This window comes from Pleurocapsa sp. FMAR1 (assembly GCF_963665995.1).
Classification (GTDB): Bacteria; Cyanobacteriota; Cyanobacteriia; order Cyanobacteriales; family Xenococcaceae; genus Waterburya.
Genome location: NZ_OY762512.1, coordinates 2,827,652 through 2,849,398, shown reverse-complemented (window position 1 = coordinate 2,849,398; position 21,747 = coordinate 2,827,652). Strand labels below are relative to the sequence as shown.

Sequence of the window (21,747 nt, the reverse complement as noted above, 5' to 3'; positions counted from 1 at the left end):
AAAAAACCCTCATTTTTTTTATTGGACTTAGGTAGACCTCCTAAGTCTTTTCTTTTGTTTTAAGAATTGTAGTTAAAGATAAAGATCTAAGATCTATACTGGTTTTGTATTTTGCTTACTGCTGATTAATTTATGTCTCATCCTCTCTATGTAGCTTTTGTTTGGCACCAACATCAACCCCTGTACAAGTCTAGAGAAGCAGACTCAGATGCTTGGGGACAGTATCGTTTACCTTGGGTGCGTCTCCATGGCACTAAAGATTATTTAGATTTAGTTTTGATGTTGGAGAAATATCCAAAACTGCACCAGACAGTAAATCTTGTGCCTTCACTGATCTTGCAGCTAGAAGACTATGCTGAAGGCGAAGCGATCGATCCTTACTTGGCATTGGCATTAACCCCAGAAGCAAATCTCAAGCCTAAAGAAAAGCAATACATTATCAAGCACTTCTTTGATGGTTACTATCACACTTTAGTTGAACCCCATCCTCGCTATGCTCAACTGTATCACCAACGACAAGACAAAGGTTTTGACTGGTGTTTAGCCAATTGGACTAATCAAGACTATAGTGATTTATTGGCTTGGCATAATTTAGCTTGGATCGATCCTTTGTTTTGGGACGATGGTGAGATTGCTGGTTGGCTAAAACAGGGTAAAGATTTTACTTTAAGCGATCGCCAGAGAATTTATTCTAAGCAACGGGAAATTATTAAGCGCATTATCCCTCAGCATAAGAAAATGCAGGATGCAGGGCAGCTAGAAATCATGACTACCCCCTATACTCATCCAATTTTACCTTTGCTGGCTGATACAAATGCGGGGCGGGTGGCTGTACCAAATATGAGCTTGCCCCAAAGTCGTTTCCAGTGGTCAGAAGATATTCCCCGCCACTTGAGTATTGCCTGGGAAATGTATCTAGATCGTTTTGAACAAGAACCTGCGGGTTTGTGGCCCTCTGAACAGTCTGTCAGCCCGACAATTTTGCCTTATATTACCCAGCAAGGCTTTAAATGGATTTGTTCGGATGAGGCGGTTTTGGGCTGGAGTATCAAGCACTTTTTCCATCGTGACGAAGCGGGAAATGTTTATCAACCAGAATTACTCTACCGTCCTTATAAATTAGAAACCGAAAACGGCGACTTAGCGATTGTCTTCCGCGATCACCGTCTGTCGGATTTAATTGGCTTTACCTATAGCGGCATGAGTCCTCGTAATGCTGCTGCGGATTTGATCGGACATCTAGAAGCGATCGCCCGTTCTCTTAAATCTCATCAGGACAATCCTGATACTGCCTTAGAACACCCTTGGTTGGTCACTATTGCCCTAGATGGAGAAAACTGCTGGGAATACTACCCCCGTGACGGAATGCCCTTTTTAGACGCTTTGTACGCTAGATTAAGCCGTGGCGAAGATATCAGGCTAGTAACGGTTAAAGAGTTTATCGAACAGTTTCCGCCTACAGAGACGATTCCCGCTCAACAGTTACACAGTGGATCTTGGGTAGACGGTAGCTTTACCACCTGGATTGGCGATCCTGTCAAAAATCGTGCTTGGGATTTGTTAACTCAAGCCAGAGAAACTTTAGCCAGACATCCAGAAGCTACCGAAGAAGCAAATCCCGAAGTTTGGGAAGCTTTATATGCAGCCGAAGGTTCAGACTGGTTTTGGTGGTTTGGCGAAGGACATTCTTCAAATCAAGATGCGATGTTCGATCAGCTATTCCGCGAACATATCTGCGCTATTTATCAAGCACTAGATGAGCCGATTCCTGAAAACATTTATCAGGCAGTGGATAAACACGAAGTAAAAGGCGATCGCCCTCCCCGAAGCTTTATTCATCCTATTGTTAACGGTATTGGCGACGAACAGGATTGGGATCGTGCAGGCAGAATTGAAGTGGGTGGCGCAAGAGGTACAATGCACCGCAGCAGCGTCGTGCAGAGATTATATTATGGTTTAGACCACCGCAGTTTTTATCTGCGGATGGACTTTAAGGCAGGAGTTGAGCCAGGCAAAGATATCCCAGGAGAATTACATTTACTCTGGTATTACCCTGGAATGACGAATCATAATAGTTCTGCACCTATATCTGGGTTACCCAATGAAGCTCCCACCAACTATTCTTTCCACCATCATTTGGGTATCAACTTGATTACCGATTCAGTTTGGTTGGAAGAGGCTCATGGCGAATTGCAGTGGCAAATTCGCGCCTGTCGTGCCGAAGCTGCTTTCGATCAGTGTTTAGAAATTGCTGTTCCTTGGGCAGATTTGCATATTCAGCCTGATTGTACTTTAGAGATCTTAGCTGTCTTTTGCGATCGCGGTGAATTCCGTAGTTATGTTCCCGAAGATAAGTTTATTAGGCTGCAATCACCCTGATTTAATTATTAGTTATTAGCGATCGCCTTTTTGGGTAATTTAAAGTTGTCAGGCGATCGCTCTTCAGAAATCATTGCAGGATATAGACAGCTAGATTTAGATGCTTTAATTGGCATTGGTGGAGATTGAAAATTACCGCACTGTAGATTCAGAAAATACTTTGATTAAAACCGCTAGAGGTTTGGGTATTTGCTTAGGAGACTAGGTAAGGAATAAGGGATGAGGGATGACTATTGATTGCTAATTATACGGATAAAATTTTGATGTTCTGTTGTGTTTAATCCTTGTTGCACGGTCTTGAGAACTTCAGCTAGATCATAATTTAATAAAGAATCTAGTGCCAGCCATAAGCCAGGGAAAACCTCGCTTTTTATAATATTTTTCTTGTCTGGTTGTAGCTTGATGTATTCTCCATCTTGGAGGCAAAACCAATCAAAAATGCGATCGCTTACTTGCCAGACCAGATATTCCTGCACTCCATTGCGACGATATACCTGTAGCTTCTCCTGTAGATCGTAAGATGCAGTACTAGCAGCGATTTCGACAATCAACTCTGGCGCACCCTGAATATAATCATCAACATCAATCTGTGATTGTCCTGCTTCAATTCGCAGCAAGGCATCAGGTTGAGGTTCGTTATCTGCATCCAATCTCACGGTAGTATTGTCGGCAAATTGCGTCCCTGGAGTAGCTGCATGATAAACAGCTAACCATCCCATAATATATGCGTGGGGTTGTCCGTGAATAATCCTAACAGGAGATGCCATGTATACTCTTCCTTCAATTAGTTCAGCTTTTTTAAGTTCAGGCATTGCTCGATAGCGTCGCTCAAATTCAAGACGGGAGAGGCGATCGCCATTTTCTAAAGGAAGTATTTTGGATTGATGAGTAACCATAGCTGGCTATAAAGGAGCATTCATTAAATTTATTATATTAATACTTGCTATTAATAGTGGTGTATTTCGGATTGGCGATCGCTCTACTGTAGGTAAGAAGTATTGCTATATCGATAATTGTCTATTATTCATTGGTAATATTTTCTTTGAGGATCAAATATTAAATTAAAACAATGGATATCAAGATTAAACATTTACGATCATTTACAGTCACTGGTTTTTCGATTCTGATTGTGACTATTATCGCTACGTTATCTTTATTCGTAATGCCCGCTTGGAGTGCAGATTACAATAAACAGGTATTAACCGATGCCGATTTCACCAATCAAGATTTAACCAATGCCAGCTTCGATCATACTAATTTAAGAGATAGTGACTTTAGTTTCTCCAAGGCAACAGGAGTGCGTTTTTTTGGAGCTAATTTAGCTAACGCTAATTTGGAAGGTACGGATTTACGTTATGCCAGTTTAGAATCGACTCGTTTAACTCGCGCTAATTTAACCAACGCCAATTTAGAAGGGGCATATTTAACTAATGCCTTGTTTAAAGGAGCAACTATTACAGGGGCAGATTTTACCGACGCTTTACTTAGTCCCACTACCGAAAGAGAACTGTGTGAAATAGCAAGCGGTACTAATTCAACTACAGGCAGAAACACTAAAGATACCTTGTACTGTCCTTGAATTAAGACCAACAGCTAATTTGATTCAAAAATGCCACAATAGAGATAATTAATTTTGGTCATCACGACCGACAGTCCGATCTATAGAACAGCTTGTGAATCTAATCGCCTCTACGTCTGAGTTAAATTTGTCAGAATTATTCCCTTTTGAACTTGATGAATTTCAAGAAAAGGCGATCGCCGCATTGGCAGCAGGAAAATCCGTAGTCATATGCGCCCCCACAGGTTCAGGGAAAACTTTAATCGGTGAATATGCAATTCATCGCGCTTTAAAACATGGTAAGCGAGTATTTTATACTACTCCTCTTAAGGCTCTTTCTAACCAAAAATTTCGAGATTTTCAAGAACAGTTTGGGGCAGGAGATTCTCAGAAAATTGGTTTATTGACAGGGGATACTATTGTTAATCCTAATGCTGCTGTGGTGGTGATGACCACAGAGATTTTTCGCAATATGCTCTACGAGACACCGATTGGACAGCTAGGAACTTCTCTCAAGGATGTAGAGGCAGTAGTACTAGATGAGTGTCACTATATCAGTAATCGTTATCGCGGTACGGTATGGGAAGAGTCAATTATTTATTGTCCACCCCAAATACAGCTAGTGGCTCTCTCGGCTACGATTGGTAATCCTCAAGAGTTAACCGACTGGATTGCCAAAGTTCGCAATTCTAATAGTGATAACCAAGAGAAATACGAGTGCGAGCTTATCAATTCAGATTTTCGCCCTGTACCTTTAAGATATTACTTTTGCGATCGCCGTGGAATGCACCGACTGCTGAACCAGAACGAAACTGAGATCAGCCCCAAACTCAAAGCTGCTGCACCTCGCCAAGGACAAAAACCCAAACGCCTTAAGATTAAAGACTGCCCGAAAATTTATCAGGTGGTGCAGCAGCTACAGAATAAAGATATGCTGCCTGCGATCTATATCATCTTTAGTCGTCGGGGTTGCGACAAGTCTGTAGATACCCTTGATGGATTAGATTTGGTGACTTTTGAAGAAGGGCAGCAAATTGAAAGTATTTTGCTCTATTTTTTTCTAGCTGAAAATACTGAGTTACAGACGGCATTGTTGGAACACTTTGCCGATTCTAATCCAGAGTTAGCAGAACTATTGCGAGATTATTTAGCCAATAACGAACAGGCAGAAGCCAAGTTAGCACAGTATCTTAACGCCGATCCTAACCAGAAATATTTGCTTTGGCAGTTTTTGTGTGAAAGTTCGCAGATTGCCAGAATCGAACAGATTGAACCATTGATGCGGGGTATTGCCTCTCACCATGCAGGCTTGTTACCAGCCTGGAAAGAATTAGTCGAAAGATTATTTGAACAGGGACTAGTTAAGATTGTCTTTGCAACGGCTACCTTAGCAGCAGGGATAAATATGCCCGCCCGCACCACGGTAATGTCTGCCCTGTCAAAACGTACTGATGGGGGACACAGTATGCTTAGTCCCTCGGAGTTTTTGCAGATTGCAGGTAGAGCGGGCAGAAGAGGTAAAGATGATATAGGTCATGTAGTGACCATGCAAACTCCCTTTGAGGGAGCAAAAGAAGCAGCATTTTTGGCAACTTCCACCGCTGAACCTCTGAGAAGCTGGTTTACTCCTTCCTATGGCATGGTATTAAATCTGCTCCAAAAATATAGTTTAGCTGAAGTTAAAGAGCTACTAGAAAGAAGTTTTGCCGAGTATTTATCCCAAAAAAGACTTGCTCCCGAACAAAGTGCGATCGCCGAAATTACCACCGAGTTAGCCAAGTTAGACGTGGCATTAGCAGCTACTTCTCCTGGACAGTTAGCCAGCTATCAAAAACTACAGGAGCGTGCCAAAGAAGAACAACGACTCTTAGAAATTCTGCAACAGCAGGCGGAAGCCGATCAAAAAAGTAAAATCAAGCCTTTGGTTTCTCAAATTGAACCAGGCAGAATTATTGGTCTTAAGGGCAGGCATATTCGGCTAAGTTCACCTTTAGCTGCGGTATTGGTAGATAAGATTCCTGGTTCAGGTAAAGCATCTAATTTACTCTGCTTGGGAGTAGATAACTGCTGGTATATTGCAGCCAACGCCGACGTTACCGAAATCAACGAGGGAGCTTTACCCACCGAGGAGATAGGCGAAATATCTTTACCACCTTTAGATAACGTTAAACTAGGTAAATGGCGCAATGGTGATGAAGCTACAGCGATCGCCGTCAAACAAATCGTCAACTATTTAATTCCGCCAACTCCTGCACCCGAAGTAGTTGAGCAACAGCGAAGATTAGATAGCGTTCACCAAGAAATAGATAACCATCCTGTGCAGCAGGTAAATAATCCTCATCGCCTATTAAAAAAACACAATAAGCGGATACAGCTAAGAGAGAAACTTCATAAGACTCAAATCAAATATCAAAAGCAAAAGTCAAATCAGTCTTACTATTGGTCAGAATTTCTCAATTTAATCAATGTTTTACAAGACTTTGAAGCTTTAGATAAATATAATCCTACCTTTTTAGGACAAGCTGCTGCCACCATTCGCGGAGACAACGAACTGTGGCTGGCTTTAGTCTTTGTTTCTGGAGAACTAGAATACTTAGAACCCCATCACCTAGCAGCTACCGTTTGTGCCTTAATTACCGAAACTCCTCGCGCCGATGTTTGGTGTGACTTTCCCCCGCCCAAAGAAGTATTAGAAGCATTAGGAGTTAAAAAAAGAGGTTCTACAACTTCAGGAGACGAATCAGCCTTCTCTAGTCTACAGAAGATACGTACCCGTCTATTTCAGGCTCAACGTCGTCACGAGGTTAGTTTACCAGTATGGCGGGAGTACGAGTTAGTGGGGCTATGCGAACAGTGGGCGTTGGGTATGGACTGGAATAATCTTTGTGAAAGCGTTAGTTTGGCAGAGGGAGATATTGTGAGAATGCTAAGGCGCACCGTCGATGTTTTGTCTCAAATCCCCCAAATCCCTAATATTTCTTCTACTTTATCCAACAACGCTAGAGATGCTAGCACGATGATGAAACGTTTTCCAATTTAATTTTTGTCAATTTTCTAACATTCGACGAAATATTAAAAGGCATATAAGTATAAAAAAAAAGCGATTAAGCGATCGCGTCAAGGTTATTTCAATAATTATAATGATCGGTTTCTAACATTTGAGCTACTGCAATTTCTATGGTTAAAATTTTAAGCAGAAGAGATAGAATTTGCATAACTTGCTTAAAAATAAACTAAAAAAATGTATACAGTTAGTCTAATTCGCGCTGAATCTTACGAGCTAAAAAAATTGCGATCGCGCCTCGAATATTTACTCCAACCCCTGGGAGGAATAGAAGCCATCGTTAAAGAAGGCGATCGCGTTTTATTAAAGCCTAATTTACTTACGGGTAGTCGTCCTACCAAAGAATGTATTACTCGTCCTGAAATTGTTTACTGTGTTGCCCAACTGGTAAAAGAAGCAGGGGGAAAACCTTTCCTGGGGGATAGTCCTGCCTTTGGAAGTGCTATGGGTGTGGCAAAAGCTAATGGTTATTTACCTTTATGTGCAGAATTAGATTTACCTATTGTGGAATTTAAAGGACAGCGTTACGCCACCGAAAATGAAAACTTTCAGCATCTTCGTCTGTCTAAAGAAGCGATGAATGCAGACGTGGTAATTAATTTACCCAAGGTAAAATCTCATGTGCAGTTAACGATGACGCTAGGAGTTAAAAATCTCTTTGGCTGTGTCCCTGGCAAGATGAAGGCTTGGTGGCACATGGAGGCTGGTAAAAATGCCGATCGCTTTGGAGAAATGATTGTCGAAACGGCAAAGGCGATCGCGCCTAATTTGACCATAATTGACGGTATTATTGGTCATGAGGGTAATGGCCCTAGTGGCGGTGAACCAAAGCAATTAGGAGTTTTGGGCGCGTCAACCGACGTGTTTGCCTTAGATCGCGCCATGATTGATATTCTCAATGTTGACCCAAAAGTTGTACCGACTCTAGCTGCTCAATTTAAACAGGGATACTGTTCTGAACTCTCTGAAATCGAGTTTCCTTACTGCAAACCAGCAGACTTACAGGTAACAGACTGGAAATTGCCTGATGCTTTAATGCCGATTGATTTTGGGTTGCCTCGTGTGTTGCGATCGACCTTTAAAAACTTTTATATCCGTTTTATCAAAGAGCCAATTAAAACCTATGGCAAATAGACGAAGATATTTGACCAAACTATTACTTTGCTAAAATCTAGAATGATTGATCTTGACAAGTAACTTATTATTTATAGCTACAGGCGATCGCTTTATTTTTTTTATTAATGAAATCACTATTAGCTAATCTAAACAGCAGTTTGAATATTGTGTCGCTCTTTGCTGGTTGTGGCGGTTTAGATCTGGGTTTTGCTCAAGCGGGATTTAAGACTATTTGGGCAAATGAATGGGACAAGGAAATTTGGCACACCTACGAATCAAACCACGTTAATACTCATTTAGACCACAGAGATATTCGAGAAATTGCTTCTTCACAAATTCCTGACTGTATTGGTATTGTAGGCGGGCCACCTTGCCAAAGTTGGAGTGAAGCAGGTAGACAAAAAGGAATTAAAGATGATCGTGGTCGCCTATTCTTAGAATATGTTCGGATTTTACAAGACAAACAGCCTTTATTTTTCTTGGCAGAAAACGTTTCAGGAATGCTGCATCAAAAACACTCTCAGGCTCTCAAAAATATTATTGCTGCTTTTGAAGAGGCAGGGTATGAAGTCAGGTTTAAATTACTAGATGCAGTTAATTTTAATGTTCCTCAGCAAAGAAAACGGGTTATTTTTGTTGGTTTTCGTCAAGATCTTGAACGAGCTTTTGATTTTGAGCGAAAAGCCGTTGCGGGGGTTTCCCACGTTGAGGCTATTGAAGCTGTTAAAACAGTTAAACAGCAGCCAAAATTAACTCTCAAAGATGCTATCTGGGATTTGAGAGCGTCGGCTTTGGCAGCCAAAGCCAAAAATAAAACCAATGACAAGGCTTGTTTAATTCCCAATCATGAATATGCAACTGGTGGCTTTTCCAGTATGTATATGTCCCGTAATCGAGTGCGATCGTGGCAAGAGCCATCTTTTACAATTCAAGCAAGTTGCCGTCATGCGCCAATTCATCCCCATGCTAGCAAAATGATTAATGTAGCGCGAGATAAATTTATCTTTGATCCTGATTCGCCCTACCCTTATCATCGTTTGTCTGTAAGAGAGTGTGCCAGAATTCAAACTTTTCCTGATGACTTTATATTTTATTATCAAAACTTGAATGCAGGTTACAAAATGATTGGTAATGCTGTCCCTGTCAATCTTAGTTGGGCTTTGGCTACAGCAATTAAAGAACAATTATTGAATCCAGCCTTTAAAAATCAGCAAAAAAAAGAGCCTAGTCAATTAAATCTGGATTTAAACCTTACTTTAGCTAATTAGTTAAATTATTGAATGGTAAATATTCTTAGAGCGATAGACAGTATTGTCAGCAATGATATTCCAGACGTTGTTAACTTTTATCGAAATCAAAATAAAATAAACGCCGTGGGAGATGCCTTAGAATTATTTATTAAAGACATTTTTGCTAATACACTACGCGAAGCAAACGAGCTAAAAAAACAAGAGGTTTACGAACAAGTTTTTTCTTATGCGGGCAATGCTAACAACCCTCCAGATTTTATGTTGAAATCTGGTGACGCAATTGAAGTTAAAAAGTTACAGTCAGAAACAGCCCAAATTGCCTTAAATAGTTCTTATCCTTCAGCAAAACTGTACTCTAGTAGTCCTATGATTACTAGAACTTGTAGAGATTGTGAAAAGTGGGATGAAAAAGATTTGCTATACGCTGTTGGCTGTGTCAACAAACAAAAATTAAGTTCTCTATGGTTAGTTTATGGAGATTGCTATGCAGCTAGCCATGAAATTTATCAAAATATGAAGGTGCGGATAATAGCAGGAATCAATCAAACTGCTGGAGTTGAATTTAGCCCGACGAAAGAATTAGGAAGAGTAAACCGAGTCGATCCTTTAGGAATTACCAGCCTAAGAATGCGAGGAATGTGGCATATTGAACACCCCCAGAAAGTTTATCAATATCTAAATCTACCAACTAAAAAGACAAATCAAAATTTTCGCTTATTAACCTTGATGCGTGAATCAAAATATTTATCTTGTCCTCTAGCAGACAGAGAAAAACTAGAATCAATTGACAACTCTAATTTTCAGATTCAAAAAGTCAAGATTAAATCTCCAGATAATCCAGTTAAAACAATTGCAGCTATGTTGATCCAATATCAAACATGACTAAATCAACTTCTTTCTCGACCTTGCTCGATCGCGATTCGGTTGCTGCTGGGCTGTTTCTCGCCCCTGCACTGATTCTATTAGGTATTTTCCTGTTTTATCCGATTGTTTACCTACTGTACCTTAGCTTTACTACTGGCAGCTTTACAGTATCAGGGGTTGAATGGATAGGAGTGCGTAATTATCTGCGTTTGTTTACCGATGCCGACTTTTGGCAGGTAATTGGTAACACGGCATATTTTACGGTTGCTACTCTGATGCCGACAATTATTATTCCTCTGGGATTAGCTGTTTTACTCAATCGCTCTTTAGCTTTACGGGGAGTTTTAAGAGCAGCATATTTTATACCTTCGATTACATCTTTAGTTGCTGTGGGTTTAGCCTTTCGTTGGCTATTTCAAACCGATGGCCCAATTAATGATATTTTAATTGACTGGGGACTAGAGCCTATTGCCTGGTTAAGCAGTACTTTTTGGGCAATGCCTGTCTTAATTCTATTAAGTAGCTGGAAACAGTTGGGCTTTAACTTAGTAGTGTTTTTAGCTGGATTACAGACTATTCCTCAATCTCACTATGAAGCTGCGGAATTAGATGGTGCTGATGGTTGGGCAAAGTTTAGATATATTACCATTCCTGGCTTAAAACCGACTATTGTTTTTGCCGTTTTGACTACAGCTATCTTTACCCTGAAAAGTTTTGAGCAGGTTTATATTATCACTGGTGGTGGTCCGTTAAACTCAACTAATTTATTGGTTTATTATATTTACGAACAGGCGTTTTCCCGCTTCGAGTTTGGCTATGCAGCAGCAGCAGCAACTATTTTATTGATAATTGCCCTTGTGTTTGTATATTTTTATTTACGTATCTGGAATGAAGAATAGCCAGAATCTTGTTTAAACTGCTGATAATCCTGCTCGATATAATTTTTGAATTTTACCAATTACTTTATCAAAAGTAGAATTGTTGGCTGGGTTATTTGGGTCAAGATTTTGCATTTGAGTCAATAAGGAGGCTTCTTCAGTAGCAATGTCATCATCGCTATAAATCAAGGTACTGACGGCGGATAGTAGTTCTTGATAGTCTTCTAAATTAGGATTAGAGCCTAGATATGCTTTTAATAGTTCATAGCACTGTTCGGTAGAAGTAGCCTGATGAGTGGTTAATAAATCTTGTACTGCTGCTGATTCTATATTTTGTTCTGCTGCTATTCTCTCCAGAAACTTTCTTTCTGAGGCTTGAACTTCTCCATCAATCCAAGCAACTGCTACCAAAATTTTAAATAAGTCTTGGTTATCATTTGTTGTTGATTGGGTCATAATTATTTGATTTCCTGATTTTGTTTCTTGCTCAAATTTTAGAAAAGAAAACGATTTTGCTAACTAAACTGCATCTCTTTCTTTGACAAAATTTAATAAACTACTGTTTTCTTCATACATTGGCGAGTATTTGAACATTTAAGTTGAACAAATAATAGCTAACAAGTGACATAATATAATCGAAATTATTCAGGACATCGAAATTTCCGACAGTTGATTTATGAGTATTATTGATTCTAAAGGAAGATTATTTGGCAAATTAAGCATTCTTGATTTGGCTGCTGCTGCTGTAATTTTACTAGTCTTTGTCGGTGTTTTCTTTTTTCCAGGTACGCCCCTAACTACAAATCTTGTTGCTCAAACAAAGCAAAAACCTGTTGAAGTAAAGGTTTTTGTCAAGGGTTTGAACGTCGCTGATTTTGATGGCTTGGTTGCAGAATTTAAGCGAGAAAAAAAAGCTGATATTGTTATTCGCAATCAACCAGCAGGAAAAGTAGAAATTGTTAACACTGAAACCTTACCGCGAACAACTCCTGTACCTCAGCCAGACGGATCTGTAAAAGCTTTACCAGATCCACGCCCTGAAATTATAATTACTAGAGATTTAATCATGACTCTCAATAGTAATGCTGAGGTAACCGACAGTGGCGTTGTTTTGGATGGAAGTAAAAAAATAAAAATAGGCTCATCCATTCAGTTGCAGGGCGATCTTTATGACTTTAGCGGTACAGTAGTTTCTATAAATACTAATTCTTAAATCTTGGAGTTCTTTTACTACAGTTAAAGTCAGTAACGCCCTCTTTTGTATGCCTATTCGTATCCGTCAGCACGTTAATCCCCTCGCTCGTAAATTTCAGCAGCCGCTAGATATACCAAATTGGCAAGATATATTTGCTCAAAGCAATTATCCTCTCCATCTAGATATTGGCTGCGCGCGGGGTGGCTTCTTGTTGTCAATGGCACAGCTAGATCCCCAGACAAACTTTTTGGGGATTGAAATTCGCGATCAGTTGGTCAATGCGGCTAATCAAACTAGAGATGAGTTGGGTTTGACAAACCTGCACTATCTTTTTGGCAACATGAACAGTTCGGCATCAGAGTTATTAACATCTTTGCCAAGCAATGTTTTAAAGACTATCTCAATTCAATTCCCCGATCCCTGGTTTAAGAAGCGACATAACAAACGGCGGGTAGTGCAGTCAGAATTAGTCAAGATTCTGGTTGATTATCTAGCAGAGGGAGGGCAGGTATTTTTGCAGTCTGATATAGAGGAAGTAGCGGTGGAAATGCGCGCTCGCTTTGCTAACCATCCTTTATTAATTCAACAGCATACAGCAGCTTGGTTAGATACTAACCCCTTTCCTGTGTCAACCGAAAGAGAGCTATATGTGCAAAAGAAAAATCTACCCGTATATCGAGTGTTGTTGCAAAAATCCCTAGCAGAGAAGTTCCCTTAAATGCCATTACTACGTTAATTATGCGAAACGTTTTACAATGATTTATTCTGCAATACATATAAACATATAAATAATGGTAGATTTATACCCCAGTGCTAGCTTTAGCCTAAAGATCGAGATCGAAATTCCCAATCGTCCTGGTGCATTGGCTTCGATTATGAGTACAATCGCTAACCAAGGCGGTAGTCTGGGAGATATTGTGCTGCTGCAACGCAATCTCAAATATACTCAACGAGAATTAACGATCGATGCCTCTAGTACCGAACAAGGGGATAAAATTATTGAGGCAATTAAAAATTTGCCTAAAGTTAAAGTTATTAGCTTTAGCGATCGCACTTTTGCGATCCACCAGGGAGGCAAAATCAGGGTTGAAAGTAAGCTGCCTCTCAAGTCTCAGTCAGATTTAGCTATGGCTTATACTCCAGGAGTAGGTAGAATCTGCCGAGCGATCGCCGAATCTCCTGAAAAGGTTTACGAACTAACCATCAAAAGTAATACAGTTGCCGTAGTTACCGATGGTAGTGCTGTTTTAGGGTTGGGTAACTTGGGTGCAGGGGCATCACTCCCCGTCATGGAAGGTAAAGCACTATTATTTAAAGAATTTGCGGGGCTTGATGCTTTTCCCATTGCCTTAGATACCCAAGATACCGAAGAAATTATTAAGGCGGTGAAACAGATTGCCCCTGTGTTTGGAGGCATAAATTTAGAAGATATTGCTGCCCCCCGTTGTTTTGAAATTGAACGGAGATTGAGGCAAGAGCTTGATATTCCTGTCTTTCACGACGATCAGCACGGTACGGCTATTGTAGTTTTGGCAGCCTTGTACAATGCGCTTAAATTAATTGGTAAAGATTTAGCTGAGGTTAAGATTGTAATCAATGGTGCAGGGGCAGCGGGAATTGCGATCGCTCTACTTCTACGTAAGGCAGGGGCAAGTAACATTGTGATTTGCGACTCTAAGGGTATTATTTCAGCCGAACGTCCTGATTTAAACGCTAATAAGCGAGAATTTGCCGTACAAGATAGTGGTAAATTAGCTGATGCCATGAAAGACGCTGATATCTTTTTAGGTGTAAGTGCGCCAGGAGTTATTACTCCCGAAATAGTGCAGACAATGGCAGAACAAGCGATTGTCTTCGCTATGGCAAATCCCATTCCTGAAATTCAACCTGAGTTAGTTTATGATAGCGTGGCAGTGATGGCTACAGGGCGTAGCGATTACCCTAATCAGATTAATAATGTGTTAGCCTTTCCTGGAGTTTTTCGTGGAGCATTAGATTGTCGGGCCTCGGCGATTACCACTAATATGTACCTGGAAGCTGCTAAAGCGATCGCTGCTTTAGTTGAGGATGCCGATTTAGATCGAGAACACATTATTCCTTCTGTGTTTAACCCTAAAGTATCAAAAGCAGTAGCTCAGGCGGTTTACCAAGCTGCCCAACATGATAACGTTGCCCAAAAACCAATAACTAATAAATAAAATAATAGTTGTTGAACAAATTATGGATGAAATAGATATTCCAGAGGCTATAAGAGAAGAGAGCCGCCCTAAACAAGCAAATTTTGTTTTATCTTTACCCTTAATTCTTGGGGTTATTACCTGCCTTGGATTAGTGGGCTTATTATCAATGTTTCTAATTTCTTTAGGCAATAAATCTACTCCAACGGCAGTTAACCAGCCTGTTACTAAACCAGCATCACCAACACTCAAAGGCAAAAACAACCAGCAACAACCAACTCCTGCTGCACAAAATATCTCACCCAAAAATAAGCAAACAAGTCTACAAAATTCCTCTAAAACTGGGACAACAGCAAAATCTAGTCAGGAAACTTTATTAGGGCATTTACCCTATGACGTTGCTCCAGAATCAGAACTAGTACCAATCACCGTTGACGATAGGTTAAAGTTGCGCCCTGCTGCTGCCAAAAAATTTCAGCAAATGCAGGCTGCTGCCAAAGCCGATGGTGTGAATTTAGCTGCTATTTCTGCTTTTCGGAGTACAAAAGATCAAGAAAAGCTATTTTTTAAAGTTAAAGAGCAAAAAGCACAGAATGCTACTACAAGAGCCGAAGTTAGCGCACCTCCTGGCTATAGTGAGCATCACACAGGTTATGCCCTCGATATTGGCGACGCTAATGCTCCTGCAACTAATGTAGAAGAAACATTTGCGAATACTGCTGCTTTTCGCTGGCTGAAACAAAATGCTTTGAAGTATAGCTTTGAACTATCTTTTCCTCCTAATAATCCACAAGGCGTTAATTACGAACCTTGGCACTGGCGTTTTGTCGGCGATCGCGATAGCTTAGAAACGTTTTATAAAGCTAGGAATTGAGGTCAGAGGTCAGAGGTCAGAGGTTGAGGCTAATTTTGTACTAGGATGGAAGCTAAAAGCTAAGAGCTAAAAGCTAAAAGCTAAATGAAATGACCAACTTTGAAGTAGAAAAGCAAGAATGGTGGGTAGAGCGATGGTTGGAGCTACTTAGTTCCTATCGCTTCAAAAAACGCCTAGAAAGAGGAAGAAGCTATGCTAGGGAGGGTAATGTTCTAATTATGGACTTTAATGACTCCCGTGCCAAGGCAACGGTGCAGGGAAGTGATGCTGAACCGTATAAAGTATCTTTGTCCTTACAGTCTTTTAGTAATGAAGACTGGGATTATGTGATCTCTAAAATGTCTGAGAAGGCAATTTTTTCAGCGCAGCTACTAGCAGGGGAAATGCCAGAGACTATTGAAGCTGTATTTACGGCTGGTGGCTTAAGCTTGTTTCCTTTTACCCTTAACGAAGTTCGCTCTCGCTGTAGCTGCCCCGACAAAGCCAATCCCTGTAAACATATTGCAGCAGTTTACTATCAATTGGGCGATCGCTTTAGTGAAGACCCCTTTATTATTTTTCAATTGCGAGGACGCACTAAAAACCAAATTATTGAGCGTTTACGTCAGTTACGTAGTCAAAAAGCAGCCAAGATATATTCTACTGCACAATCAGAATCAGCCAAGGTAATTAGCTCGCTCACCAATACAGAAAAAGACACATCTGCTGTTGTCAAGGGCTTTTGGCAATATGAAGAACCCTTAGAATCAAGTTTAGTGGCGATCGTGCCACCTACAGAACAAAAAACAGCTTTAGATATTTTAGGCAAAATGCCTTTACCTCCTGCCGATGCTGAAGCAGTTCAACAATATTTAGCTGAAGTATATCAAAAAGCAGGACAGCAAGCACTTCTGTCGGCATTAAACCGCTAACAACTGTGCCAGCGCGATCGCATTTAATTAATTTTTCTCACATTAAAATTGGTTCTTGAAAAAGCTTAGAACTTGGAGCTTTCAAAAAATTTGTAATTGACATTGGCTGAAGAGTATAATTGTAAATTGTGTCTAATTATTAGTAGCCAATGCCTAAGTTAAAAACTAAAAAATCCGCTGCCAAGCGTTTTCGTATTACTGGCAGTGGCAAGAAAATTATGCGTCGCAAGGCGTTCAAAAACCACTTATTAGAACGTAAAAGTAAAGAACGTACTCGCCGTCGTCTATCTAGCATGACTGTGGTACATGAAACTGACGAAAAAGCAGTACGCACAATGATGCCCTATAGCTAATTTAGGCTGATTTAAACTAGTAGTTCTAAATTTAGTTGTTAACGCCCATCAAACAAGTTCTAAAGATTAATTATGAGTAGAGTCAAACGGGGCAATGTTGCCCGCAAACGTCGCAAGAAAATATTAAAGCTAGCAAAAGGCTTTCGTGGTTCACATTCCAAGCTATTTCGCATTGCTAATCAGCAGGTAATGAAGGCATTGCGTAATGCTTATCGCGATCGCCGTAAACGCAAACGTGATTTTCGTCGCCTTTGGATTACCCGCATCAATGCAGCAGCCAGAATGCACGACTTAAGCTACAGTAAGTTTACTTATCAGCTAAAGAAAGCTGAAGTAGGTTTAAATCGCAAAATGTTGGCACAGTTAGCAATGGTAGATCCACAAGCTTTTGAAAAAGTTGTTGAAGTAGCTAAATCAGCAGATTAAAATAGATTATTTATTCAGAAATTACTTAATTTAATTTAATTTAATTGAATGGCTGAAAATTGTAAGAGACTCGGTTTTTGTAATGAAGCCGAGTTTTACGCTTTTTTGTATTTAAGAATGAAAGAGATTAACATTCGTCTGGCAACAAAACAAGATTTACCGATTCTCAATCATTTCTATGCTGACATGGATGAAAAACCATTGATGTCTGAGGCTGAAATAACAGCTATTTGGAATCAAATAGAGCAAGTTCCAAATCATTATATTTATCTGGCTTGTTTGGAAGATAAGGAGATAGGCACTTTTAGCTTATTATTTATGCCTACCATGATGCACCGAGGTTTTCATAGATCGGCTATCCTTGACTCAGTTACTATTTCTACTGCATATTGGCAAAAAGGCTTTGGCAAACAGATGATGCAAAAAGCATTAAAGATTAGTTTTGATGCAGGGTGTTATAAAGTCACTCTTTCTTCTAATCTAAAACGCGAGCGCGCTCACAAATTCTATGAATCCTTGGGTTTTAAGCAACACGGTTGGAGTTTTAGTTATTCAAACTCTTCAAGATAAATACTCTACATTTATTCTTCTACCTAATTTTAAGTAAAGCTAGACAAGAGTGAGAATATCACCTTAGCTATGTTACGCAAACTATTAAACATTTCGGCAATTTCAAAGTCCACAACAAAGAAGCAGCTATAGAACAAGCTAGGATTCTTGTCTAACAAGCGCATCGGCAGTTTAGTGATTCTGCTGCTAATTTTTCTTCTATTGACTAAAAGTGCTACGCCAATGCCTATTAAAGCCCCTGCCAAGATATCAGTTGGATAATGCAATCCAAGATAAATTCTGGGAAGAGAAATAACGAAGATGGCGTGAGCGATCGCAATACTACCTAAAATACGCGAGACAAAAAATAAACCCGTAGCCAAGGTAAAAAATAAAATAGCATGATCGCTGGGGAAAGAACTCCATCCTTCTAGAAAGTCTCTTTTTAGAGGAAATTGCAGTGCTATTTCAGGATTGTGTAGAGGTCTTAATCGGAAAGGAAGCGACAAAACTAGTAGTCTGGCACCAACAATTCCCACTGAACTAGCTAAAATTGTAATCAAAATATATTCACGATTTCTTTGGACGATCTTAAAGCTATCTTCCTTAAACCAAGCATAGCAAAATAAAGCAAGAATGAAACCGCCTTTTAGCAACACATTGTCACTAATAAGTAACACTAGTTGATCAAACTGCACAGATCGTTGAGCAAATTGATTGAAAAAGCTAATAATTGAATAATCAAATATATTCATTTTATTATAAATTCTCAGTAATTATACATACAATAAATATCATAAGATTAAATATCTTAAGCATAAATTAACCTTAATTTAAAGTACTCTTACTGTCAATATTTAAACATATTTTTGTAATCAAAAAATTTATGATTTAAGAATAACAAACAACATTTTCCTAAGTAAGAGTTTAGACTAATCTTTTCAAAGTTGAGGTGATAAATTAGTTTAAAAAAACCGACTTATAAAGGCTAATAAATAACATTTAAAGGTAAAAAGCCATGTTTATTAAGCTAGCTGCTATATTAATTCTGCCAATAGCACTTTTTGTAATATTTGTTGCATTGTTAAAGCAACGGTATCGTCAAGCAGGGAAACAACTATTAGTCATCCCAATGTCTAAATTTCGGCGGTTTATGTTAATTGGATTAAGCACTGTTCTAATTATTTTGGGTTTTTATATTCAAAATCCCTTAATTAGTGGCGGTTCTATGGGTCTAGCTTCAAGTTACTTGATAGATCTTTTCTGCCCTGAAGAGATGCGAGAAAATGGAATTATAACCTATGGCTATCTCATTCGCTGGTCACTAATTCATTCCTATGAATGGAAAAGTTCTGAAGAGTTGTTGTTAAAGTTTAAACGCCGAAATTGGTGGTGTAAAAAGTGGAAAATTTGGGTTCCTCAAGCAAAGCGAGTACAGGTAGACCAAATTTTGCGCTCAAAATTAGTTTAACTTTCGATTAAAAGTAATGGTTGCTTTTCAAAAGTTTGATCAAGAACGTATAGTGATAATTGGTTCTTGTGGTGCAGGTAAATCTACCCTAGCAAGAAATTTAGGACAACGGCTTAATTTGTCAGTTATTCATTTGGATGCTTATTATTGGCAATCAGGATGGCAAGAAACAGATCAAAACAAATGGCAAAAAATACAGCAAGAATTAATTGAAGCGAATAGCTGGATCATTGACGGAAATTATTACAATACAACAGATATCCGTTTAACAGCAGCAGACACTATTATCTGGCTGGATTTCAATCGTTATTTATGTTTATGGCGAGTTATAAAACGATATTTAGAGTATCCTGACAAGGTAAGACCAGATATGGCTGTAGGATGTCCTGAAAGATTGAACTGGGAATTTTTGCAGTATGTCTGGAATTTTCCTAAGCTACATCGTCACAAAATTATGAATAAGTTAGCTGAATATCAAGACAGCAAGCAAATTATTATTCTGCAAAATCCCAATCAGGTATTCAATTTGCTAGAGCAAGTAACTAATAACTTCAACAAGTTAATTTGATCTGTAATAAGCTACTTAACCTAATGAAACAAAGACTTTTAAGTCTGGTTACGGCAATATCTTCAACTAGCTTGGCGATCGCTTTTATGACAACTAACCCGCAATTAATACTTGCAGAGTAATGGTCAGAAATTGCCTCAAGAGGAGAACTAAAAGTCGCTGTAAAAGATAATTTGCGTCCTTTGGGCTTTTATCAATAAAAAAGGGAATTTAGTTGGGCTAGAAATTGACATTGCTCATAAATTAGCTGAAGAATTACTCGGTGACGCTGAGGCGGTAGAGTTTTTACCTGTGACTAATAAAGAACGTTTGCAAGTAGTTCTAGATGAGCGAGTAGATATGGCGATCGTCGACAACACAGTAATAATTTAATCGGCGATCGCCTAGACAATCTATCATTTAATTACGTCCTGCGGTTACTCCTCCATCCAGTAATACAACTCCTGTAATCCAACCAGAGCGATCGCCTGATGCAAAGAGAAGTCTGGCAACAAACTCCATCTCATGATCAACAAGTAACTATATTTAAACAAACAGTGCAAGACTTAATTAAATTGCTAGGTAAAAGCCAGATCATTATTAAGGTAAGGTAATCATAAATAGACTAGTAATTAGTAAAGATAATAATTTAACAAGCGATCGCTCATCCGCTGCCGACATAACCTTTTTCGACTTTTTAGGGCAATATAATAGATAACCTAAGTTTAAGTTAAATACCAAAAAATTATTTTTATTGATTGACAATTACAAAAAAATGCCTATTCTACCAGAGGCTGACTACCGTGAATTCTTATGGTGGCTGTTACGTCAAAGAAAACGCTTAAAAATTACTGGAAAATCAATGCTGCCTTTGTTACAGCCAGGTGAAGAAATTCTCGTCAATCCCTATTCCTATCACAGAACTTTACCTGAAATTAACGATATTGTAGTTGCAACTCATCCTTTATATTTAGAGTTAACCATAATCAAAAGAGTTAAAGCTATTGACAATGATGGCAACTGCTTTCTAATTGGCGATAATCTTGCAGCCAGTACAGATAGTCGTCATTGGGGTACGCTGAATTACAAATACTTAATGGGAAGGGTTACTAGTCGCTTTGGCTGAAGTAGACTAATAACCCCAAATAATAATCTTAAATTACAAATGCTCCAAGCAATAAATAGCTATAAAAACAATTAAAGCTAAAAAAGCCAAGTCTTCACTGCCTTTTTAACTTCATTTTCGTTAATAGCGTTTGAATCAATCAGGCCTAGTTAAGGCTACTGAGCGATTGCTCCTTGAAACGCAGCTTGATTCTCGAAGATTTCAAAAGCTTTATCCAATTGGGTAAGCTCAAACATTATGCGTACAGAAGGAGCCAGAGAACAAATTCCAAACCGATGCCCTAGGCTTTGAGCTAGGCGAAAAGCTTTGATTAAGACCATTAATCCTGCGCTATCCATAAACTCTACTGCTTCCATATTTACAAGTAGAGCGGGGTTTACAGAAGATTTGATTTCTGTAGTTAATTTTTCTAGAAATTCTGAGGCATTGGCTGCACTCAAGAAACCTTCTGGTCTAAAAGTGGTGAATTCTGTTCTTAACTTTGTGCTGCTCATCTTTATTACTTTCCGCTTTAGATATTACTTAAAAAAATAGTTCTATGTCCCAACCATAATCCGTAACTTTACGGATTCGATCTACTTTACAGGATCTTGATAAGAAGATGAAGTACTACTAAAATCTGATTACAGGGAGGCTAAATACTGGCTAAATATACCTAACCTATTCACTTATAAAGACTTGAGATTAAGCTTATCGGCTTAAGTCTGCTTTGCCTATGAGAAACACCCTATATTTATAATCAATTTTTAGCGGTTTCATATCGTGGTAATCACTGAATTTTCAGCTTAACCTTACATAAACCGAACTGCCGTTGGTAATTGGTATAAATTATTATGATTTAATTTTTATCAAAAGTTGGTATTAAAAATTACTAAACTGTAGTTTTCTTATAGACATACCTGCTGTTTTTGTCTTTGCAGATGAGCATCAGCCTAGATCATAAAAGTAAAAAACTCGAACAACATTGAGGATATATGATTTGTCAGCAAGCAATAATAACGACAAAATA

General features: G+C 39.0%; 22 protein-coding genes and 1 pseudogene. 19 read left to right on the top strand and 4 right to left on the bottom strand.

Features of this window, described 5'->3' with window-relative positions; translation table 11 throughout:
- Positions 1–132: 132 nt before the first annotated feature.
- On the top strand, positions 133–2,379 hold the full coding sequence (locus tag SLP02_RS13810) for a glycoside hydrolase (RefSeq protein WP_319421226.1): 2,247 nt from the start codon (positions 133–135) through the stop codon (positions 2,377–2,379).
- A 230-nt stretch (positions 2,380–2,609) separates the two neighbouring features.
- Here SLP02_RS13810 and SLP02_RS13805 read toward each other — a convergent pair whose 3' ends face one another.
- The gene (locus tag SLP02_RS13805; RefSeq protein WP_319421225.1) at positions 2,610–3,275 is read right to left on the bottom strand and encodes a Uma2 family endonuclease; all 666 of its coding nucleotides are present in this window, start codon (positions 3,273–3,275) and stop codon (positions 2,610–2,612) included.
- A gap of 173 nt (positions 3,276–3,448) precedes the next feature.
- Here SLP02_RS13805 and SLP02_RS13800 point away from each other — a divergent pair, with 173 nt between their 5' ends.
- The 6 genes from SLP02_RS13800 to SLP02_RS13775 all read left to right on the top strand — a co-directional run bounded on the left by SLP02_RS13800 (position 3,449) and on the right by SLP02_RS13775 (position 11,130).
- Positions 3,449–3,958, top strand: coding sequence for a pentapeptide repeat-containing protein (locus SLP02_RS13800; protein ID WP_319421224.1), 510 nt, complete (start codon positions 3,449–3,451; stop codon positions 3,956–3,958).
- Between the two features lie 94 nt (positions 3,959–4,052).
- Entirely contained in the window at positions 4,053–6,977 is a 2,925-nt protein-coding gene (locus tag SLP02_RS13795) for a DEAD/DEAH box helicase (protein ID WP_319421223.1), read from the top strand.
- Between the two features lie 201 nt (positions 6,978–7,178).
- Positions 7,179–8,135: a DUF362 domain-containing protein gene (locus tag SLP02_RS13790; protein ID WP_319421222.1), complete on the top strand. Its 957-nt coding sequence runs from the start codon at positions 7,179–7,181 to the stop codon at positions 8,133–8,135.
- Positions 8,136–8,242: 107 nt separating this feature from the next.
- The gene (locus SLP02_RS13785) at positions 8,243–9,385 is read left to right on the top strand and encodes a DNA cytosine methyltransferase (protein WP_319421221.1); all 1,143 of its coding nucleotides are present in this window, start codon (positions 8,243–8,245) and stop codon (positions 9,383–9,385) included.
- A gap of 12 nt (positions 9,386–9,397) precedes the next feature.
- Positions 9,398–10,249 carry an NgoPII family restriction endonuclease gene (locus tag SLP02_RS13780; RefSeq protein ID WP_319421220.1) on the top strand — a complete coding sequence of 284 codons (852 nt, stop codon included), beginning with the start codon at positions 9,398–9,400 and terminating at the stop codon, positions 10,247–10,249.
- Positions 10,246–11,130, top strand: a complete 885-nt coding sequence (locus tag SLP02_RS13775) for a carbohydrate ABC transporter permease (RefSeq protein WP_319421219.1) — start codon at positions 10,246–10,248, stop codon at positions 11,128–11,130. The genes SLP02_RS13780 and SLP02_RS13775 overlap by 4 nt, the downstream gene beginning before the upstream one ends.
- A 12-nt stretch (positions 11,131–11,142) precedes the next feature.
- Here SLP02_RS13775 and SLP02_RS13770 read toward each other — a convergent pair whose 3' ends face one another.
- On the bottom strand, positions 11,143–11,565 hold the full coding sequence (locus tag SLP02_RS13770) for a tellurite resistance TerB family protein (RefSeq protein ID WP_319421218.1): 423 nt from the start codon (positions 11,563–11,565) through the stop codon (positions 11,143–11,145).
- A 220-nt stretch (positions 11,566–11,785) separates the two neighbouring features.
- On the opposite strand from SLP02_RS13770, the gene SLP02_RS13765 reads away from it, so the two are divergent.
- The 8 genes from SLP02_RS13765 (at position 11,786) to SLP02_RS13730 (ending at position 17,615) form a co-directional block, all read left to right on the top strand.
- Positions 11,786–12,322: a DUF4330 domain-containing protein gene (locus tag SLP02_RS13765; RefSeq protein WP_319421217.1), complete on the top strand. Its 537-nt coding sequence runs from the start codon at positions 11,786–11,788 to the stop codon at positions 12,320–12,322.
- A gap of 49 nt (positions 12,323–12,371) precedes the next feature.
- A complete protein-coding gene (gene trmB, locus SLP02_RS13760) occupies positions 12,372–13,022 on the top strand; it encodes a tRNA (guanosine(46)-N7)-methyltransferase TrmB (RefSeq protein WP_319421216.1) in 651 nt (216 codons plus the stop codon).
- 73 nt (positions 13,023–13,095) lie between these two features.
- Positions 13,096–14,502, top strand: coding sequence for an NAD-dependent malic enzyme (locus tag SLP02_RS13755; RefSeq protein ID WP_319421215.1), 1,407 nt, complete (start codon positions 13,096–13,098; stop codon positions 14,500–14,502).
- Positions 14,503–14,524: 22 nt separating this feature from the next.
- Positions 14,525–15,355: a M15 family metallopeptidase gene (locus tag SLP02_RS13750; protein WP_319421214.1), complete on the top strand. Its 831-nt coding sequence runs from the start codon at positions 14,525–14,527 to the stop codon at positions 15,353–15,355.
- A gap of 89 nt (positions 15,356–15,444) precedes the next feature.
- Positions 15,445–16,266 (top strand): SWIM zinc finger family protein, encoded by an 822-nt coding sequence (locus SLP02_RS13745; RefSeq protein WP_319421213.1) that lies wholly within the window; start codon positions 15,445–15,447, stop codon positions 16,264–16,266.
- A 149-nt stretch (positions 16,267–16,415) separates the two neighbouring features.
- Positions 16,416–16,619: a 50S ribosomal protein L35 gene (gene rpmI, locus SLP02_RS13740; protein ID WP_319421212.1), complete on the top strand. Its 204-nt coding sequence runs from the start codon at positions 16,416–16,418 to the stop codon at positions 16,617–16,619.
- A 72-nt stretch (positions 16,620–16,691) separates the two neighbouring features.
- Positions 16,692–17,045 (top strand): 50S ribosomal protein L20, encoded by a 354-nt coding sequence (gene rplT / locus SLP02_RS13735; RefSeq protein WP_319421211.1) that lies wholly within the window; start codon positions 16,692–16,694, stop codon positions 17,043–17,045.
- Positions 17,046–17,162: 117 nt separating this feature from the next.
- The gene (locus SLP02_RS13730) at positions 17,163–17,615 is read left to right on the top strand and encodes a GNAT family N-acetyltransferase (protein WP_319421210.1); all 453 of its coding nucleotides are present in this window, start codon (positions 17,163–17,165) and stop codon (positions 17,613–17,615) included.
- A 29-nt stretch (positions 17,616–17,644) separates the two neighbouring features.
- On the opposite strand, the gene SLP02_RS13725 is transcribed toward SLP02_RS13730, so the two are convergent.
- The gene (locus SLP02_RS13725; RefSeq protein WP_319421209.1) at positions 17,645–18,349 is read right to left on the bottom strand and encodes a phosphatase PAP2 family protein; all 705 of its coding nucleotides are present in this window, start codon (positions 18,347–18,349) and stop codon (positions 17,645–17,647) included.
- Positions 18,350–18,612: 263 nt separating this feature from the next.
- Here SLP02_RS13725 and SLP02_RS13720 point away from each other — a divergent pair, with 263 nt between their 5' ends.
- The 4 genes and pseudogenes from SLP02_RS13720 to sodX all read left to right on the top strand — a co-directional run bounded on the left by SLP02_RS13720 (position 18,613) and on the right by sodX (position 20,738).
- Positions 18,613–19,065, top strand: coding sequence for a hypothetical protein (locus SLP02_RS13720; protein ID WP_319421208.1), 453 nt, complete (start codon positions 18,613–18,615; stop codon positions 19,063–19,065).
- Between the two features lie 16 nt (positions 19,066–19,081).
- Positions 19,082–19,633 (top strand): DNA topology modulation protein, encoded by a 552-nt coding sequence (locus SLP02_RS13715; protein WP_319421207.1) that lies wholly within the window; start codon positions 19,082–19,084, stop codon positions 19,631–19,633.
- 131 nt (positions 19,634–19,764) lie between these two features.
- Positions 19,765–19,981: pseudogene (locus SLP02_RS13710) on the top strand (transporter substrate-binding domain-containing protein); the annotation flags it as partial.
- Positions 19,982–20,387: 406 nt separating this feature from the next.
- The gene (sodX, locus tag SLP02_RS13705) at positions 20,388–20,738 is read left to right on the top strand and encodes a nickel-type superoxide dismutase maturation protease (protein ID WP_319421206.1); all 351 of its coding nucleotides are present in this window, start codon (positions 20,388–20,390) and stop codon (positions 20,736–20,738) included.
- A gap of 155 nt (positions 20,739–20,893) precedes the next feature.
- Here sodX and SLP02_RS13700 read toward each other — a convergent pair whose 3' ends face one another.
- Entirely contained in the window at positions 20,894–21,232 is a 339-nt protein-coding gene (locus SLP02_RS13700; RefSeq protein WP_319421205.1) for an STAS domain-containing protein, read from the bottom strand.
- Positions 21,233–21,747 lie beyond the last annotated feature (515 nt).

Coding starts and splice junctions, on each gene's coding strand:
- trmB (WP_319421216.1), top strand. CDS start 12,372: ATGCCTATTCGTATCCGTCAGCACGTTAATCCCCTCGCTCGTAAATTT.
- SLP02_RS13755 (WP_319421215.1), top strand. CDS start 13,096: ATGGTAGATTTATACCCCAGTGCTAGCTTTAGCCTAAAGATCGAGATC.
- SLP02_RS13790 (WP_319421222.1), top strand. CDS start 7,179: ATGTATACAGTTAGTCTAATTCGCGCTGAATCTTACGAGCTAAAAAAA.
- SLP02_RS13780 (WP_319421220.1), top strand. CDS start 9,398: ATGGTAAATATTCTTAGAGCGATAGACAGTATTGTCAGCAATGATATT.
- SLP02_RS13770 (WP_319421218.1), bottom strand. CDS start 11,565: ATGACCCAATCAACAACAAATGATAACCAAGACTTATTTAAAATTTTG.
- SLP02_RS13725 (WP_319421209.1), bottom strand. CDS start 18,349: ATGAATATATTTGATTATTCAATTATTAGCTTTTTCAATCAATTTGCT.
- rpmI (WP_319421212.1), top strand. CDS start 16,416: ATGCCTAAGTTAAAAACTAAAAAATCCGCTGCCAAGCGTTTTCGTATT.
- SLP02_RS13805 (WP_319421225.1), bottom strand. CDS start 3,275: ATGGTTACTCATCAATCCAAAATACTTCCTTTAGAAAATGGCGATCGC.
- SLP02_RS13810 (WP_319421226.1), top strand. CDS start 133: ATGTCTCATCCTCTCTATGTAGCTTTTGTTTGGCACCAACATCAACCC.
- SLP02_RS13700 (WP_319421205.1), bottom strand. CDS start 21,232: ATGAGCAGCACAAAGTTAAGAACAGAATTCACCACTTTTAGACCAGAA.
- SLP02_RS13720 (WP_319421208.1), top strand. CDS start 18,613: ATGTTTATTAAGCTAGCTGCTATATTAATTCTGCCAATAGCACTTTTT.
- SLP02_RS13715 (WP_319421207.1), top strand. CDS start 19,082: ATGGTTGCTTTTCAAAAGTTTGATCAAGAACGTATAGTGATAATTGGT.
- sodX (WP_319421206.1), top strand. CDS start 20,388: ATGCCTATTCTACCAGAGGCTGACTACCGTGAATTCTTATGGTGGCTG.
- SLP02_RS13775 (WP_319421219.1), top strand. CDS start 10,246: ATGACTAAATCAACTTCTTTCTCGACCTTGCTCGATCGCGATTCGGTT.
- SLP02_RS13765 (WP_319421217.1), top strand. CDS start 11,786: ATGAGTATTATTGATTCTAAAGGAAGATTATTTGGCAAATTAAGCATT.
- SLP02_RS13730 (WP_319421210.1), top strand. CDS start 17,163: ATGAAAGAGATTAACATTCGTCTGGCAACAAAACAAGATTTACCGATT.
- SLP02_RS13800 (WP_319421224.1), top strand. CDS start 3,449: ATGGATATCAAGATTAAACATTTACGATCATTTACAGTCACTGGTTTT.
- rplT (WP_319421211.1), top strand. CDS start 16,692: ATGAGTAGAGTCAAACGGGGCAATGTTGCCCGCAAACGTCGCAAGAAA.
- SLP02_RS13750 (WP_319421214.1), top strand. CDS start 14,525: ATGGATGAAATAGATATTCCAGAGGCTATAAGAGAAGAGAGCCGCCCT.
- SLP02_RS13745 (WP_319421213.1), top strand. CDS start 15,445: ATGACCAACTTTGAAGTAGAAAAGCAAGAATGGTGGGTAGAGCGATGG.
- SLP02_RS13785 (WP_319421221.1), top strand. CDS start 8,243: ATGAAATCACTATTAGCTAATCTAAACAGCAGTTTGAATATTGTGTCG.